15 protein-coding genes are annotated in these 15,823 nt (G+C 67.3%); 8 read left to right on the top strand and 7 right to left on the bottom strand.

The features are described from left to right. Nucleotides 1-22: 22 nt before the first annotated feature. Nucleotides 23-1,777, bottom strand: a complete 1,755-nt coding sequence (locus PW843_25115; GenBank protein MDE1149844.1) for a ShlB/FhaC/HecB family hemolysin secretion/activation protein — start codon at nt 1,775-1,777, stop codon at nt 23-25. Between the two features lie 599 nt (nt 1,778-2,376). Continuing rightward, complete coding sequence (locus tag PW843_25120) at nt 2,377-3,795, bottom strand: CocE/NonD family hydrolase (protein MDE1149845.1); 1,419 nt, start codon at nt 3,793-3,795, stop codon at nt 2,377-2,379. 438 nt (nt 3,796-4,233) lie between these two features. On the opposite strand from PW843_25120, the gene PW843_25125 reads away from it, so the two are divergent. Beyond that, nucleotides 4,234-4,539 (top strand): hypothetical protein, encoded by a 306-nt coding sequence (locus PW843_25125; GenBank protein MDE1149846.1) that lies wholly within the window; start codon nt 4,234-4,236, stop codon nt 4,537-4,539. Here the strand turns inward: PW843_25125 and PW843_25130 are convergent. Further along, complete coding sequence (locus PW843_25130) at nt 4,520-5,821, bottom strand: MFS transporter (protein ID MDE1149847.1); 1,302 nt, start codon at nt 5,819-5,821, stop codon at nt 4,520-4,522. The two genes, PW843_25125 and PW843_25130, sit on opposite strands and share 20 nt — an antisense overlap. A 334-nt stretch (nt 5,822-6,155) precedes the next feature. After that, nucleotides 6,156-6,647 carry a hypothetical protein gene (locus tag PW843_25135; GenBank protein ID MDE1149848.1) on the bottom strand — a complete coding sequence of 164 codons (492 nt, stop codon included), beginning with the start codon at nt 6,645-6,647 and terminating at the stop codon, nt 6,156-6,158. 227 nt (nt 6,648-6,874) lie between these two features. Between PW843_25135 and PW843_25140 the strand changes: the two genes are divergently transcribed. Next, nucleotides 6,875-7,267, top strand: coding sequence for a GFA family protein (locus tag PW843_25140; protein ID MDE1149849.1), 393 nt, complete (start codon nt 6,875-6,877; stop codon nt 7,265-7,267). A gap of 6 nt (nt 7,268-7,273) precedes the next feature. Here PW843_25140 and PW843_25145 read toward each other — a convergent pair whose 3' ends face one another. Beyond that, nucleotides 7,274-8,077 carry a fructosamine kinase family protein gene (locus PW843_25145; protein MDE1149850.1) on the bottom strand — a complete coding sequence of 268 codons (804 nt, stop codon included), beginning with the start codon at nt 8,075-8,077 and terminating at the stop codon, nt 7,274-7,276. A 31-nt stretch (nt 8,078-8,108) separates the two neighbouring features. Further along, nucleotides 8,109-8,735: a TetR family transcriptional regulator gene (locus tag PW843_25150; GenBank protein MDE1149851.1), complete on the bottom strand. Its 627-nt coding sequence runs from the start codon at nt 8,733-8,735 to the stop codon at nt 8,109-8,111. Between the two features lie 99 nt (nt 8,736-8,834). Here PW843_25150 and PW843_25155 point away from each other — a divergent pair, with 99 nt between their 5' ends. Further along, the gene (locus PW843_25155) at nt 8,835-9,506 is read left to right on the top strand and encodes a class I SAM-dependent methyltransferase (protein ID MDE1149852.1); all 672 of its coding nucleotides are present in this window, start codon (nt 8,835-8,837) and stop codon (nt 9,504-9,506) included. A 9-nt stretch (nt 9,507-9,515) separates the two neighbouring features. On the opposite strand, the gene PW843_25160 is transcribed toward PW843_25155, so the two are convergent. Next, on the bottom strand, nt 9,516-10,430 hold the full coding sequence (locus tag PW843_25160) for a LysR substrate-binding domain-containing protein (GenBank protein ID MDE1149853.1): 915 nt from the start codon (nt 10,428-10,430) through the stop codon (nt 9,516-9,518). 198 nt (nt 10,431-10,628) lie between these two features. Here PW843_25160 and PW843_25165 point away from each other — a divergent pair, with 198 nt between their 5' ends. The 5 genes from PW843_25165 to pyk all read left to right on the top strand — a co-directional run bounded on the left by PW843_25165 (nt 10,629) and on the right by pyk (nt 15,821). Beyond that, on the top strand, nt 10,629-10,844 hold the full coding sequence (locus PW843_25165; GenBank protein ID MDE1149854.1) for a hypothetical protein: 216 nt from the start codon (nt 10,629-10,631) through the stop codon (nt 10,842-10,844). Continuing rightward, nucleotides 10,829-11,926 (top strand): MFS transporter, encoded by a 1,098-nt coding sequence (locus PW843_25170; protein MDE1149855.1) that lies wholly within the window; start codon nt 10,829-10,831, stop codon nt 11,924-11,926. The genes PW843_25165 and PW843_25170 overlap by 16 nt, the downstream gene beginning before the upstream one ends. Before the next feature lie 42 nt (nt 11,927-11,968). Then, complete coding sequence (locus PW843_25175) at nt 11,969-13,042, top strand: tartrate dehydrogenase (protein MDE1149856.1); 1,074 nt, start codon at nt 11,969-11,971, stop codon at nt 13,040-13,042. Between the two features lie 15 nt (nt 13,043-13,057). Beyond that, nucleotides 13,058-14,332, top strand: coding sequence for a glycerate kinase (locus PW843_25180; protein MDE1149857.1), 1,275 nt, complete (start codon nt 13,058-13,060; stop codon nt 14,330-14,332). A 67-nt stretch (nt 14,333-14,399) separates the two neighbouring features. Then, entirely contained in the window at nt 14,400-15,821 is a 1,422-nt protein-coding gene (gene pyk, locus PW843_25185; GenBank protein ID MDE1149858.1) for a pyruvate kinase, read from the top strand. Nucleotides 15,822-15,823 lie beyond the last annotated feature (2 nt).

Consider the following 15,823-nt stretch of genomic DNA (forward strand, 5'->3'; position numbering starts at 1 on the left):
GATTTCGTTCTCCGCCTTGATCTCAGTAATGCGCCGTGATGCTGAAGAAGACCCGGGTCGACTTGTCGCCGTCGGTCTGGACCGGACGGTCCAGCGGGCGATCGACTTCCAGGCTGGTGAACAGGTTTTCCGCCATGTTGATGCGGACGCCGCCGCCGGCCGACAGCACGCTCACGCGGCCGGTCTGGGCGTAGTTGGACAGGCTCCACACCCGGCCGCCGTCGAACACGGCGTAGAACTGCAGCCCCTCGGGGAACAGTTCGGGGATCGAGGGCGTGTAGCGCACCTCCAGCGAGCCCGCCCAGCCGTTGTCGCCCGAGATCTCGCCCTCGTCATAGCCGCGGGCGTAGTTGGGGCCGCCCAGCGCGATCTGCTCGCTGGCCAGCAGCGGCGACAGGGACATCTGGGCGGTGGCGGTCGCCAGGACACTGAAGTTGGCGGGCAGTTGCTGCACCCGGGTCACGTCGATGGTGAACTTGGTGTAGTCGGCGTTGCCGCCCAGGCGTGAGGCCAGGGCGGACTTGGCCGGGGTCGCGTCCAGGATGTCCAGGCCCTGGTGCACGGTGCCGCGGATGGCGGTGATGCCGTCCCAGGTGTCGGTCCTGTCGTAGCTGAGGCCGGCCCGCAGGATGCGCAGATGGTCCTGGTTGAACGGGTCGTTGCCCAGGGTGGTGCGCACGTCGCGGTATTCGAACTCGCCAAAGGCGCGCAGGTTTTCCAGGCGGGAGCGGATGATGGGGTAGGTGACGGTCCCCATCTCCGACACCACGCGGCTGTGGACGTTCAGCTGGTCCAGTTCCTGCCCCGGGTTGGCGCGGGAGAAGGACGAGGTGAGGCCCGCCGTCAGGCCGTCGCTGCCGAAGGTGCCCTGATAGGCGCCCTGCACGAACCATTCGCGGCGCAAGGGCGCCGACACCTTGCTGGTCAGCGTCAGTCGGTCGGCGTTCTCACCGATGCTGTTGGCCGAGACCGTGCCCACCCATTCGAAGGCGCCGGTGTAGGGCGTGCCGCGGTTGTCAAAGGTCAGCGAGGCGTCGATGGCCTTGCGCTCGGACTTCACCACGATGATGGAGGCGCCCAGGATTGTGGGCGAGGGCTCCAGCGTCGCGCGCACCTTCAGGCCCGGCAGATCGTCGGCCAGCAGCAGGCGGCGCTCGATCTCGCCCACGCTGATGGGGGTGACGCCGCGCAGGGGGGCCAGCAGGCGCTCGATGGCGGCGCGCGCCGGGCCGATGTCGTCGTCGTAGCGGATGTCGGCGACGAAGCCCTCCACCACCTGGATGCGGAAACGGCCGCCGTCGATCGTCTGTTCCGGCACGATGACGCGGCTGGTGATGTAGCCGGCCTCGCGGTAGTGCACCTCGATGTCGTTGGCGACCTTGAACAGGTCGGCCACGGTCACCGTCTTGCCCACCAGACCGGCGTAGAAGCCCGCCAGCTCATCCGCCGGGAAGGCGGTCGCACCCTCCAGGGCCACGGAGGTCAGCGTGAAGCTGTAGCCCTCGGCACCCGCCGGCGCCTGTGCGGCCGGCGCCTTGGGCACGGTGATGGCACCGCCGGGCGTGCCGGGCATGGGCATCACCGGGCGCGGGGCCTCACGCCCCGGCTCGGCCGCCGACGGCAGGCGCGGCGCCTGCTGCGCCAGGGCGGGTGCGGAAAACGCCAGGGCGACGGTCGCCAGCGCCGCCGCGCGGAACGCGCGCAGGCGCACCCCCGAACCATTTCCCAGGGACCGGGGGGCCAGACGCGAGAGGAGGGACGGGGCGTGCGTGGTCATTTCCAGGGTCACCTTGGGGCTTAAAACGGCGGGCCGTGACAGACGGGAAACCAATGCAAAACGCCGACAACACAACGCCGGCCGCTTCAGGGAAGCGGTCGGCGCGGCGAGGAGGCGATTGGCAATCTGCATCAATCTCAGAAAGTCAACGGGTTTTTCGGGTATACGGTCTTAGGTTCAACCGGACAATGCGTGCCCATCTGCCAATAGTCAACACTTAGTCATAGACATAATTGGCCGTTAATCTTTGCTTTACTGGATGTGAGAAGATGTGACGAGATGTGATTGAGTGTTTACGCGTCAATATCTTTAGAAATCGTGTAGAGACTGAATTTTATAAATGGCAGTAATCTTGATTATTCGAATGCCAATTCCGATTGAACACAGGATTCTTTGCATAGACGTCAGATTGCTACATTGTTATGGCACTTGATTTCAGATTGGATATCGACACCGTGGGTGTCGGAATTTCCCAGATATATACAAAATGGGTAGATGCGCCGCCGTCGGCGGAAGGGCGCGCAAGTGCCACGGCGGCAGGCCCGGAACAGGGCCACCACACTCTTGAAAAGCCGAATTATAATCGGAGGTTAACGGGCCTATCGGCCGGCTTGGCCCGTCCAGACGACGGCGCCGTCCACGGCATAAGGCCGGCAGTCCTGATGTTTCGCCCCACAGTCGGCCAGCGCCCGCGCCTGCGGATCGGCAATGCCGGCGGCGAAATTCCAGCCGCCGTCGGGGGCGATGATGAAGGCCTTGGGCCGTGGCAAGGTCAGATAGCGGGCATAGGCGGCCCGGCCCTGGTCGTTGATATAGGGCAGGGCGGCCGCATCGGTGATGGCCGCGAAGCCGCTGGCCGGCGGCGCGGGCGTGGGGCGGGCCCAGACCACGTCGTTGTCCACCGCGTACAGTTGGCAGTCCTGGGACATCTTGCCGCAGGCCGCCATCCCCCGGGCAATGGGGTCAAACCCGCGGTCGAACCCGCCGGTGAAGCCACGGGGTGTCAGGATGAAGGCGCGCGGCAGCGGCTTGGCCAGGAATCGCCGGTACAACTCGCGCCCCTGGTCGTTCAGGTAGGGCACGGCCGCCACATCGTCCACGGCGGCATAGCCGCTGGGCGGCGGGAAGGGGGTCGGCAGATACTCCGGATGGATGGGCTGGTTGGGCAGGCCCAGCCTCCCCAGGAAGGCGTCGGCCTCGGGGATCCACAACACCAGGCCCTCGGCGTAGCTCAACAGTTCATGGGCGTTGTCCATGAAGGGGCCGACATCCACCACCCGGGCGTCGCCGCCCGCCTGGGTATAGCGCTCATGCATCAGGCGCCAGGTGGCCGGCGGGAACAGGCGGTCGTTGTCGCCATAGAACCACAGGCTGGGGATGTGGGTGGCGGCCCCCAACTGGGCGGCGCCCTTGGCCAGCGCCTCACGCCCGGCACTGCAATCCCCTTCCAGCATGCCGCCGACGAAGTTGATCACGCCCTTGACCCCGGGCGGATTGAAGGCGGCCACGCCCAGGCTGTTCCAGCCGCCGAAGCTCTGCCCGGCGATGACGACGCGGGTGAAGTCCAGCCGCGCGTCGTCCTTCAAGGCGATGGCCGCCGCCAGGATATCGCGGGCGTCCTCCACCGCCGTGGCCGCGACGTTACAGCCGTTGGTCTTGACCTTGCCCTCCGACCCGGCGAACCCGCGCATCATGGGCAGCAGCACGGCATAGCCGCGCGACAGGAAATAATAGGAGGCGAAGGAGGCGGCGTAGCGCGGCATCTCCCGCGTCGGCTGATAGGGTTTGGCCGAGCCGTGGTTCATGATGGCCAGCGGGAAGGGGCCGGGGCCGTCAGGCGTCAGCAGGGTGACCTGCAGCTGGGCCGGCCGCTCCGGATCGCCCGGCACCATGGACACCTGCTCGTTCCAGGGGGCGGGCGGCAGCGCCCGCGTCTCGACCGCCGGTGCGGCATCCTCCGCCGCCCTTGCCGGAACCGAACCCGCCAGGATCAGCAGCGCGGCCAGGGCACCGGCCACGCCCCGTCGCCACGCGCGCGCGGCGGTTCCGGTGGGCACATGGACGGACACCAGCGGCTTGAGACTTTGGCTCGCGCCGCTGGAGGCCAGCGACGGCTGGCCCCGCAGGGCGGAAGGAGGACAGCCAAGCCAGTGGATGCTGGCGCCCGGCGCTTGAGGGGGCCTTTGATCGGTCAAGATCAAAGGCTGCGCACATGACATCGCTGACGGACGCTGTATCACGGAACAGGCCCCATGCCTTGGAAATCGCGGGCGCGCATGTTCCCGCGCGCGGGGGTGCACCATCAACTTAAATAAACGGGTGGGCCGGCGTCCCCGACATTCACCCTGATTAATAAAATTTTAGTGCGCATGGCCCCATCAATTCGGGGACAGGCGCCGATGGCGCGGCCGGTAACGCGATGGATGCGTGGGACGTTGGGTACGCAGGGGGATGTTTTGGAAAGTTGGGCCGCCGATTACGTGGTGTTCGAAAAACACGATACCGGATACGGGAGCCTTCCCCTGGTGGTGGCGATCGAATGCTCACAGCTTTTCCTGGAACCGATGACCGGACCGTCGGGCAAACCGGGCCAGCGCATCACCATCGCCGGCGTGGGCACCGCCAGCCGGCAGATCCTGGCCGGCCGGGCATTCGACAACATCGTGTTCAGCACCCCCGCCGGCGAACAGCAAAAGCAGGACGTGGACGCGGTGCAGTTCCTGGACGAAGACGCGCGCGCCATCATCGTCTACCTGCGCTAAGGCCCCCGCCTGGACGCACGCCCGGCCGCGTCTCCGGCGCCCGCGCGACAACCGGCAAAACTAGCAGTGCCACCAGGGCGATCATGATTCCGGGAACCAGGGGCCAGCCGGTACGGTCCACCAACGCCTGGGCGATGAACGGCGCCAGCCCTCCGAACAGGGCGGTGGCACCGGTCGCGCCCAGCGCCAGGCCTGTCAGTCGCCCCTCGCCGGGAAACTGCTCCGCCGTCGCCACCGCACCGACCGCGCTGACCCCGCCCGCCACGGCGGCCAGCACGATGGCCCCGACCAGGGCCTGGGCGGCGGACCCGCTGGCCATCAGCCGGAACAGGGGGATGGGCAGCAAGGCGCCACACAGGATAAGGCCCAGCAGCACCGGCTTGCGCCCCCAGCGGTCCGACAGGACGCCGAAAACCGGCGTGACCACGATGACCGCCACGGCGGCGGCGGTGGACAGCCACAGCGACATCCCCTCGCTCAACGATCCGGCCGAGGTCAGGAAGGCCGGCACATAGGTGATGCCGACATAGTAGGTGATCGACCCCAGGGCGGAGATGGCGAAGGACCGCAGGATGCCGGCCCGATGGTGCGCCAGGGCGTGGCGCAGGGGGTGGGATGGAACGGTGCCCGTCGCCGCCTGCCGTTCGAAATCCGGCGATTCCTCCATGGACGAACGGGCAACCCAGACGCCCCCGGCCAAGGCGGCACCCACCAGGAAGGGAATGCGCCAGCCCCAGGTTTCCAGGTCGGCCGCATCCAGCAGATGCACGGTCGCCGCCGCGACCGCCACGGCCAGCAGGCCGCCGACCTCGCTGGCCGCCGAGGCGCAGGAGGTGACCAGGCCCCGCCGGCCGGGCGCCGCCCCCTCCAGCAGATAGGCGACGACGCCGGTGTATTCGCCGCCCACCGAGAAACTCATGACGCAACGCAACAGCAGCAACAGCCAGCCCGCCGCCATGCCGACGGCGCCATAGGTGGGCAGCAGGGCGGTGGCCAGCATGGCCAGGCTCATCAGCGCCATCGACCACAGCATCATGCGCCGGCGGCCGAGCCGGTCCCCGACATGCCCGAACACTACGGCCCCCAGCGGCCGCAGCAGATAGGCGACGGCGAACCCCGCCAGCGCCGTGGCCAGCGACGCCGCCGCCCCGCCGAAAAAGACACGGGCCAGCACCGTCGCGAAATAGAGGTAGAGGGTGAAGTCGTACCACTCCACCACCGTGGAAAACGCCGCGATGGCCATCGACCGGCGGGGAATGCCCCGCCGTTGCGCGACGGTCATAGCCTCTGCATGGTCCATCGCCGCCCCATCCTCGCATCGCCGGCGCCCGGGAAAGAACGACCGCGCGGGCGACATCGCCCGACAGGGACGATGCCCGCAATGCCGGGGGTAATCCAGCCTTTCAGGCCAACTCGTTGGAAATGTTTGATGATTCTTCGCTGAGCCAGAAAAGACCGGTAAGGATAATTATGGAAATAATATAGCAACCCACCGGGATCAGGCTTACGGAATTAGCGCCCACGAGTAGGCGCCAACATAGGGATAGGGTGCCAGGAAAACGGAGCGAAGACGCCCATGACGGAGGATTGGCGCGTTTTAGGCTTCCTCCCCAGAATTAGTGGGCCTGTATTGCCATGAACATCCATAGAGTAAATGCGTAGCTTGATGAGGCGATCTGCCAATTTTGCATTCGGCCAGGGGGAAAATCACGAAGACCAAAAGCTAGCGCTTCGAAGAACGAAGCGTACTTCGCGATCAGTAAAAATCCACTCCACGAACCAAATAAAATTCCCGATAGACTGAAACCCAAGAGTCCCGACGAAAATAATATCGTGGCCAAATATCCTTTACGAATAATTCCCCTGATTAATTCAGCTATGCGCCCCGATAGCTTAGGTTCGATCATGAGGGCAAGGTTTGCTGCTATAAATATCGTCCAGAATTTTAAGTCCGGACCTACATACGCCGCAACTGCGTCAACTACTTCACCTAGATGCCCCGCTTTCTCGCCGAGTTTAACAGCATCTGCGACAATCATACCAAAAAGCAAGGCGCAGCCGCGTTCCTTGAAGCACCAAGGGTCCTGGATGATGACACGGTCTTCCACGAGGCCCTCCGGTCATTACGCCGCCACTTCAGATAAATGATCCGACAATTCGCCGCTAGTGAAAAGGTCTAATCAGCGGTGCCCCCCGTCTGGTCCCCTACCCCGCCTTTCTAACATCTGATAATTTCAGTTGTCGTTCCCCAAGGGAAAGCCTCCTTGACCGAACCATCAATCGCGCCAACATCACTGCCCGTTCAACACCTACGCCCGACCAAAGGAGCTGCGATATGGATTGCTTCACTGGTGGTTGCCTGTGCGGTGGCGTTCGAATTGTGGCGTCTGGGCGCCCGTATCGGGTCGGGCTTTGTCATTGCCTTGATTGCCGCAAGCATCATGGCGCCCTGTTTCACGCCTCGGCGGTGTTCCCTCAGGACGCGGTGACGGTCGAGGGCGAGACGCGCGACTATGCCGGGCGGTTTTTCTGTCCGCGCTGCGGTTCATCCGTCTTCTCACGCAGCGCCGACGAAATCGAAGTCCACCTGGGGGCCCTGGACACCCCGGACCAGTTGGCACCAACCTACGAAAGCTGGATCATCCGCCGCGAGTCCTGGTTGCCACCGTTTCCGTTCACGCGACGGTACGAGCGTGACCGGGATGCTAGCAGCCGGCTGGAGGAGTAGTCCCGCTCACGCGCCCAGCCGTCGCAGGTCGGCATCGACGGCGGCGGCGTAGCCTTGGCCGAACAGGCGCAGATGCACCAGCAGCGGCCACAGCCGATAGACCGGCAGGCGGTCGCGCCATCCGGGCTCCAGACTCAACGCGTCGAAGAAGGCGGCGGGCGGGTGGTCGAACAGGGTCAGCATGGCCACGTCCACCTCGCGATGGCCATGATAGCAGGCGGGATCGATCAGGGCCGAGACCCGCCGGCCGGAGACCAGGACGTTGCCACCCCAGAGGTCGCCGTGCAGCAGGGCCGCCGCCGGCCGTGCCGGCAGATGGTCCGCCAATTGATCGGCCAGCCGCTCGATGCGGGCGCCCAGAACGGCACCCACATGAGGGGCGTGGCAGCGCAAGCGATGCGCCGCCCAGAAGGCGGGCCAGTCATCGGCTTGCGGGCTGGGCATGGCCACGGCGCCGAACCGATGGTCATGCGGCCAGCCATAAGGCGCCTGGGTGGCGGCGTGCAGGCGTTCGAGAACAGCCGCCAGGTCGTCCCAGGCCGTGGCCGGCCCGCCGTCGGACGCGACCCTCTCCATCACCAGCCAGCCGTCATCAACCGCCAGCACCCGGGGTGCCGGAACACCCTTGGCGGCGATGGCGCGCAGCATGGCGGCCTCCTGCCGCGCGGTGCCGCCCTTCTTGGCGATGGCCGGCGTACCGTCAACGAGCGCCAGTTCATAGACCAGCGACAGGTCGCCACCCGCCAGCCGGCGCAGGAACACCACCTCCTGGCCCAGCAGGATCGCCAGCGCGTCCTTCATCGGTTCCATGTCACATCCCCCTATCGGCAATAGCGCCCCCTCACCCCAGGCCCTTCAGGTAGGCGCAGAACATGTCGGCCATGGCGTCGGCGTAGGCCGCGATCTCCCCCGCCGTGCGCGGGCTTTCGGAGAAGTGCCGGCCCACCTCCGCCAGCGTGGTGGTGATGAGGTCGCCGGCAAGCCCCCGGGTCGCGTCGGTGGCGTGGGGCAGCACCGCCGCCATGAAGGCGCGGACGATCTTTTCCCCCGGCGCCATCGCGTCCTGCGCCTCGGGCGCGTCGCGGTAGAGGGGGGCCGCGTCGTTCAGGGCCACGCGCATCGCCGCCTCGTCACATTCGGACTTGAGGAAGGCATGGACCAGGGTGCGCAGCCGGTCCAGCGGCGGATGGCCGTCATCCTCCAGGATGCGGCGCAGCAGGTCGGTGGTCTGCCGCCATTCGTCGTGTTGCAGGCGGAACAGGATCGCCGCCTTGTTGGGGAAATACTGGTAGAGGGAGCCGACGCTGACCCCGGCCTTTTCCGCCACCCGCGCCGTGGTGAACCGGGCCGCCCCCTCCGTCGCCAAAACCTGAACCGCCGCCTCCAGGATGGCGGCGACCAGGTCGGTGGAACGCGCCTGCTTGGGCTGTTTTCGCGAGGAAATCGGCGCGTTTCGGCGGTCGGCCATCGGGGTTTCCGGCAATGCGAATAGGGAATATGACGAATTAGTCGTATTTTCAGGGCCAACGCAAGACCGCATTCCCCAGACGCGACGGAGCCCACCCCCATGACCACCGCCACCCTGGCCAGCGCCCCGCTGGCGCCCCTGCTGGACCGCCTGTTCGCGGAGGCCGGAACGATGTCGCCGGCGGCACGCGCCGCCGTGGCGGCCTTCAGCCCGGAGGACCGGGCCCGCATGATGCGCAGCAAGACGGAGTATCTGGACTTCTACGGGCAGTTGAAGGACCTGCCGCTGGCCGTGTCGCGCGAGACGGGCGCCCTGCTGTACATGCTGGCGCGGGGCGGCGGGGCGCGGACGATCGTGGAGTTCGGCACGTCCTTCGGCATCTCCACCCTGCACCTGGCGGCGGCCCTGCGGGACAATGGCGGCGGCCGCCTGATCACCAGCGAGTTCGAGGTGTCCAAGGTGGCCCGCGCCCGCGCCAACCTGGCGGCCGGCGGCCTGGCCGACCTGGTGGAGATCCGGGTGGGCGACGCCCTGAAGACCCTGCGGGTCGACATGCCGGACACCATCGACCTGCTGCTGCTGGATGGCGCCAAGGCGCTGTATCCGGACATCCTGGATCTGGTGGAAAGCCGCCTGCGCCCCGGCGCCTTCATCGTCGCCGACAATGCCGACCACAGCCCGGATTATCTGGCGCGCGTGCGCGACCCCGCCAACGGCTATCTGTCGATCCCGTTCGGCGCGGATGTGGAACTGTCCATCCGCCTGGGCTGACGGGAGGCGTCACGCCTGGCCGGCGTAAGTCGCCAGCCCCTCCTGCAACACCGCCAGCATCTGGTCGCGCATGGCGTCGTGGGTCCCGCCCACCCAGGACGCCGCCAGCGGCAAACGGCTCGATCCCCCCGCGCTCTCCGCCACCAGGGGGATGAAACGCACGGCCGGCGTCACCATGCGCGCGGTCCACCGGGGCACGATGGCCACGCCTAAGCCGGCGCCCACCAGGTTGATGATGGTCTGCTTCTCCTCCGCGTACTGGGTGATGCGGGGTGTCAGCCCGGCCTCCGCGAACAGCTTGATGGTCAGGTCGTGGCTGTGCGGGCGCGAGCGCCGTTCCGGCACGATCAGCGGCTGGTCCGCCAGGTCCGCCACCCGCACATGGTCGCGGCCGGCCAGGACGTGGTCGGCCGGCACCGCCACCACCACGCTCTCATGGAACAGGAACAGGAACTCCAGGCTCTTGTCCGCGCTTTCCGGCGGCCGCACGAAGGCCAGATCCAGCCGGCCGGACAGCAGGCGCGGCAACAGGCGGATGGTCTTGTCCTCCACCAGTTGCACCACCACGTCCGGGTGCCGTTCGCGGAAATCATGCAGCAGCATGGGCACCAGGCCGGCGGCGGCACTGTCGATGGCGCCCACGCGCAAGGTCGCCGCCCGCGAACGGCCCCGCGCCCGATAGCGCGCCGCCAGATCATCGGCCTGGGCCAGCAAGGCCCGCGCCTCATCCAGCAGGCCCGCCCCCTCCTCCGTCACCGCCACGTTGCGCGTGGTGCGGTTCAGCAGGCGGGTGCCCAAATCCTCCTCCAGCAGGCGCACCTGGCGCCCCAGGGCGGACGGCAGCATGGCCAGCCGCTGGGCCGCGTGACCGAAATGCAGTTCCTCCGCCACCGCGACGAAACAGCGAAGCTGGTGCAGGTCCATGAACGTCCTTTCCTCCCCCAATCGCGATTATATCACTTTTTTGTATAATCCGTTGCGAATTGACCAAATGCGGTCGGCCGAATGAAAGTCAGCGGACCGCGCCGAATACAAGCGCCAAAAATTAAAATCTTGAATAGACGCCCCGTCCCTGGCGCGCCCGCACAAGATTAAAAAATAACTTATGCGGAGGAAGTGGACATGGAAGACGCGCTCGAACTGCGCGTTCTGCGCAAAACGACCTTGCGTATCGTTCCGTTCATCATGTTTTTGTATCTCATCGCCTTTATCGACCGTGTGAACATCGGCTTCGCCGCGCTGACCATGAACCACGATCTGGGCTTCTCGCCCGGTGTGTTCGGTCTGGGCGCCGGCATCTTCTGGGCTATTTCCTGTTCGAGGTGCCGTCCAACCTGATCCTGCACAAGGTGGGCGCGCGGCTGTGGATCGCCCGGGTCATGGTCACCTGGGGCCTGGTGTCGGCCGGCATGGCCTTCATCCACGACCCCACCAGCTTCTACATCCTGCGCTTCCTGCTGGGCGTGGCGGAGGCCGGGTTCTTCCCCGGCATCATCCTGTACCTCAGCTACTGGTTCCCGGCGCGCCGCCGGGCGGCCGTCACCGCCCTGTTCATGGCCGCCGCCCCCCTGTCCACCGCAATCGGTTCCCCCATATCCGGCGCGCTGCTGGAACTGCACGGCCTGGCAGGCCTGAAGGGCTGGCAGTGGATGTTCCTGCTGGAATCCATCCCGGCCGTCCTGGCGGGCGTCGCGGTGCTGTTCTACCTGACCGACCGGCCGGAAAAGGCCCAGTGGCTGAAGGAGGACGAGCGCGCCTGGCTGGTCAACGCCATGTGGGTGGAACAGGCGGGCAAGCCCGCCGCCGCCGGCCACAGCTTCTGGCGTGGCCTGGCCGACCTGCGGGTCCTGGCCCTGGCGCTGGTTTATTTCGGCACATCGGCCAGCCTGTACACGCTGGGCATCTGGGCGCCGCAGATCATCCGGGCCTTCGGCCTGACGCCGCTGCAGGTCGGGTTCCTGAACGCCATCCCCGCCATCCTGGCCGTCGTCGCCATGGTGCTGTGGGCCCGCCATTCCGACCGCACGGGGGAGCGCACCTGGCACGTGGTCGGCGCCTGCCTGGTGGCCGCCGTGGGCCTGGTCTTCGCCGGCAGCACCGCCAGCATCGCCCTGGTCCTGGTGGCCCTGACCCTGGTCAGCAGCGGCACCAGTGCCGCCAAGGCCCCGCTGTGGAGCATCCCGACCCAGTTCCTGTCCGGGTCGGCAGCGGCGGCCGGCATCGCCACCATCAATTCGGTGGGCAATCTGGGCGGCTTCGTCGGGCCCAGCCTGATCGGCTGGATCAAAGACACGACCGGCAGCTTTGAAGGGGGTCTTTACCTGGTGGCCGGCCTGCTGGTCATGTCGGCCGCCCTGACCCTGGTCCTGTCCCGCACCAGCCGCAAGCCGCCCCTGGCCGCCCCCGTGACCCAGCACTGACTTCAATCAATCGTCAAAATCCAACGCAAAGGCAGTTTCATCATGCGCGAATACGCCATCGCCACCATCCCCGCCGACGGCATCGGGCCCGAGGTCATCGCCGCCGGCACCACCGTGCTTCAGGGCCTGGAGCGCTGGCTGGGCGACGTGAAGTTCAACTTCCGCAATTTCGACTGGGGGTCGGACTACTACAAGAAGCACGGCGTGATGATGCCGGCCGATGGGCTTCAGACCCTGAAGCCGTTCGACGCCATCTATTTCGGCGCCGTCGGCGCGCCGGACGTGCCGGACCACATCACCCTGTGGGGCCTGCGCCTGCCCATCTGCCAGGGCTTCGACCAGTACGCCAACGTGCGCCCCACCAAGATCCTGCCGGGCATCACCTCGCCCCTGCGCAACGTCGGCACCGGCGACCTGGACTGGGTGATCGTGCGGGAGAATTCCGAAGGCGAGTATTCCGGCCACGGCGGCCGCGCCCACAAGGGCCTGCCGGAGGAAGTGGGGACGGAGGTCGCCATCTTCACCCGCGTCGGCGTCACCCGCATCATGCGCTACGCCTTCAAGCTGGCGCAGTCGCGGCCACGCAAGCTGCTGACCGTGGTGACCAAGTCCAACGCCCAGCGCCACGGCATGGTGATGTGGGATGAGATCGCGGCCGAGGTGGCGCAGGAATTCCCCGACGTCACCTGGGACAAGATGCTGGTCGACGCCATGACCGTGCGCATGACCCTGAAGCCGCGGAGCCTGGATACCATCGTCGCCACCAACCTGCACGCCGACATCCTGTCGGACCTGGCGGGCGCCCTGGCCGGCAGCCTGGGCGTGGCCCCCACCGGCAACATCGACCCGGAACGCCGCTTCCCCTCGATGTTCGAGCCCATCCACGGCTCCGCCTTCGACATCACCGGCAAGGGCATCGCCAATCCGGTGGCCTCGTTCTGGACGGCGGCGCAGATGCTGGACCATCTGGGCGAGACCGAGGGATCCGCGCGCCTGATGCGGGCGGTGGAACAGGTGTGCGGCGCCGGCATCCTGACCCCGGATGTGGGCGGTAGCGCCACCACCAAGGAGGTCACGGCCGCCGTGCTGGACGCTATCCACAGCAGCAACGTCTGAGCGGGACCACGGGTGATGATCAGCATCGTGAGTGACGAGAAGGCCCGGTCCGCCTTGCGGCAGGTGTTTGACGCCGCTGTGGCCAGCGCCGCCCCGGGGCCCGCGGTGCTGCGCCACCTGCCGGCCCGGCCAAAAGGTCGTTGCGTGGTGGTCGGGGCCGGCAAGGCCTCGGCCGCCATGGCGGCGGCGCTGGACGCGGCCTGGCCCAATGTCCCCCTGTCGGGCCTGGTCGTCACCCGCTACGGCCATGCCGTGCCCGCCGGCCGGATCGAGATCGTGGAGGCCGCCCACCCCGTACCGGACGCCAACGGCGAACTGGCCGCCCGCCGCATCCTGGACAAGGTGCAGGGCCTGGGACCGGACGATCTGGTCATCGCCCTGATCTCCGGCGGCGGGTCGGCCCTGCTGCCCCTGCCGGCCCAGGGCATGACACTGGCCGACAAGCAGGCCGTGAACCAGGCCCTGCTGGCCAGCGGCGCCACGATCACGGAGATGAACGCGGTGCGCAAGCACCTGTCGGCCATCAAGGGCGGGCGCCTGGCCGCCGCGGCATCCCCCGCCCGCGTCGTCACCCTGGTGATCAGCGACGTGCCAGGCGACGATCCCGCCATCATCGCCTCCGGCCCCACCTTGCCCGACACCAGCACGGTGGCCGACGTGCGGGCCATCGTGGCGCGTTACGGCATCGACCTGCCGCCGTCAGCATCCGCCGTGCTGGCGCGGGGGGAGGAGACGCCCAAGCCCGGCCAGATCGCCACGGACGTGCGCATCATCGCCGCCCCGGCCATGGCCCTGGCGACGGCGGCCCGCAAGGCGCGCGGCATGGGCCTGACGCCCCTGATCCTGGGCGACGCGCTGGAGGGTGAGGCGCGGGAGATGGGCACCATCATGGCCGGCATCGCCCGGTCGGTGCGCGACCACGGGCTGCCCGTCCGCGCCCCAGCATTAATCCTTTCCGGCGGCGAAACGACGGTCAGCATCGGCAAGGGTCCCGCCGGCCGGGGCGGCCGCAACACCGAATTCCTGCTGGGCTTCGCCGTGGCCATGGCCGGTGAATCCGGCGTCTGGGCCATTGCCGGCGACAGCGACGGCATCGACGGGACGGAGGATGCGGCCGGCGCCCTGGTGACGCCCGACACCCTGGCACGCGGCCGGGCGAAGGGCCTGGACGCCCGGACTCTCCTGGACACCCACGACAGCTACACCTTCTTCCAGGGCATCGGCGACCTGGTCGTCACCGGCCCGACCCTGACCAACGTCAACGACATCCGTGCCATCCTGGTCGCCTGACGCGTTTCCCGATGATGGGAAGCCATCATCGGGCCTTGGCATTCCCCCTTACCGGAACGTGAGATCCATGCGTCGCCACCGCCGAGCCAAGATCGTCGCCACCGTCGGCCCCGCCAGCAACACGCCGGAGAAGTTGAAGGCGCTGTTCCTGGCCGGGGTCGATACCTTCCGCCTGAACTTCAGCCACGGCACGCATGAGGACCACGCCAAGGTCCATGCCGCCATCCGCGCGCTGGAAAAGGAAGTCGGGCGCCCCATCGGCATCCTGCAGGACCTGCAGGGCCCCAAGATCCGCGTCGGCACCATCAAGGACGGCAAGATCGTCGTCGCCGCCGGCGAGACCATCCGCTTCGTCCTGAAGGGTGTGGACGGCGACCGCGACGCCATCCCCCTGCCCCATCCGGAGATTTTCGCCGCCGTCCTGCCGGGCCACCACCTGCTGATCGATGACGGCCGCGTGCGGGTGAAGGTCACCAGCCTGGGCGACGACGTCATGACCGCCGAAGTGGTCGTCGGCGGCGTCATCTCCAACCGCAAGGGCGTCAACCTGCCGGGCACCCTGCTGAACCTGTCGCCCCTGACGGTGAAGGACCGCGCCGACCTGGAATTCGGCCTCAGCCTGGGCATGGACTGGGTGGCCCTGTCCTTCGTGCAGAAGCCCAGCGACATGATCGAGGCGCGCGGCCTGATCGGCGACCGCGCCGGCCTGATGGCCAAGATCGAGAAGCCCCAGGCGCTGGAGCAGATCGACGACATCATCCGCCTGTCCGACGGCATCATGGTGGCCCGCGGCGATTTGGGCGTGGAAATCCCGCAGGATGAGGTGCCCGGCCGCCAGAAGGAACTGGTCCGCGCCTGCCGCCTGGCGGTGAAGCCGGTGATCGTCGCCACCCAGATGCTGGAAAGCATGGTCAACACCCCCACCCCCACCCGGGCCGAGGCGTCGGACGTGGCCACCGCCATCTATGACGGCGCCGACGCCGTCATGCTGTCGGCGGAATCAGCCAGCGGCCAGTACCCGCTGGAAGCCGTGACCATGATGGACCGCATCATCGCCACCACCGAAAAGCACAAGCTGTACCATTCCCTCATCCGTGCCTCCGAACCAGGCGAGGAACAGACCCCGCCGCACGCCGTGGCCGCGGCCGCCGCCGACCTGGCGGAGGCGGTGCACGCCCCCGTCATCGTGGCCTTCACCTCCAGCGGCACCACCGCCGGCCGCATCGCCCGCAAGCGCCCGGAGGTGGCCATCCTGGCCATCACCTCCGACCAGGCGGTGTCGCGCCGCCTCTGCCTGCTGTGGGGCACCCACAGCTATCTGTCCGACGACATCCACAGCTACGAGCAGATGGTCCAGGTCGCCTCCACGGTCGCCCAGGCGACGGAGTTCGCCAAGCTGCACGACCAGATCATCGTCGTCGCCGGCATCCCCTTCGCCCAGGCCGGCACCACCAACAACCTGCGTCTGCTGCAAATCGACCGATCCTGAAC

The sequence above is a fragment of the Azospirillaceae bacterium genome, from assembly GCA_028283825.1.
GTDB lineage: Bacteria > Pseudomonadota > Alphaproteobacteria > Azospirillales > Azospirillaceae > Nitrospirillum.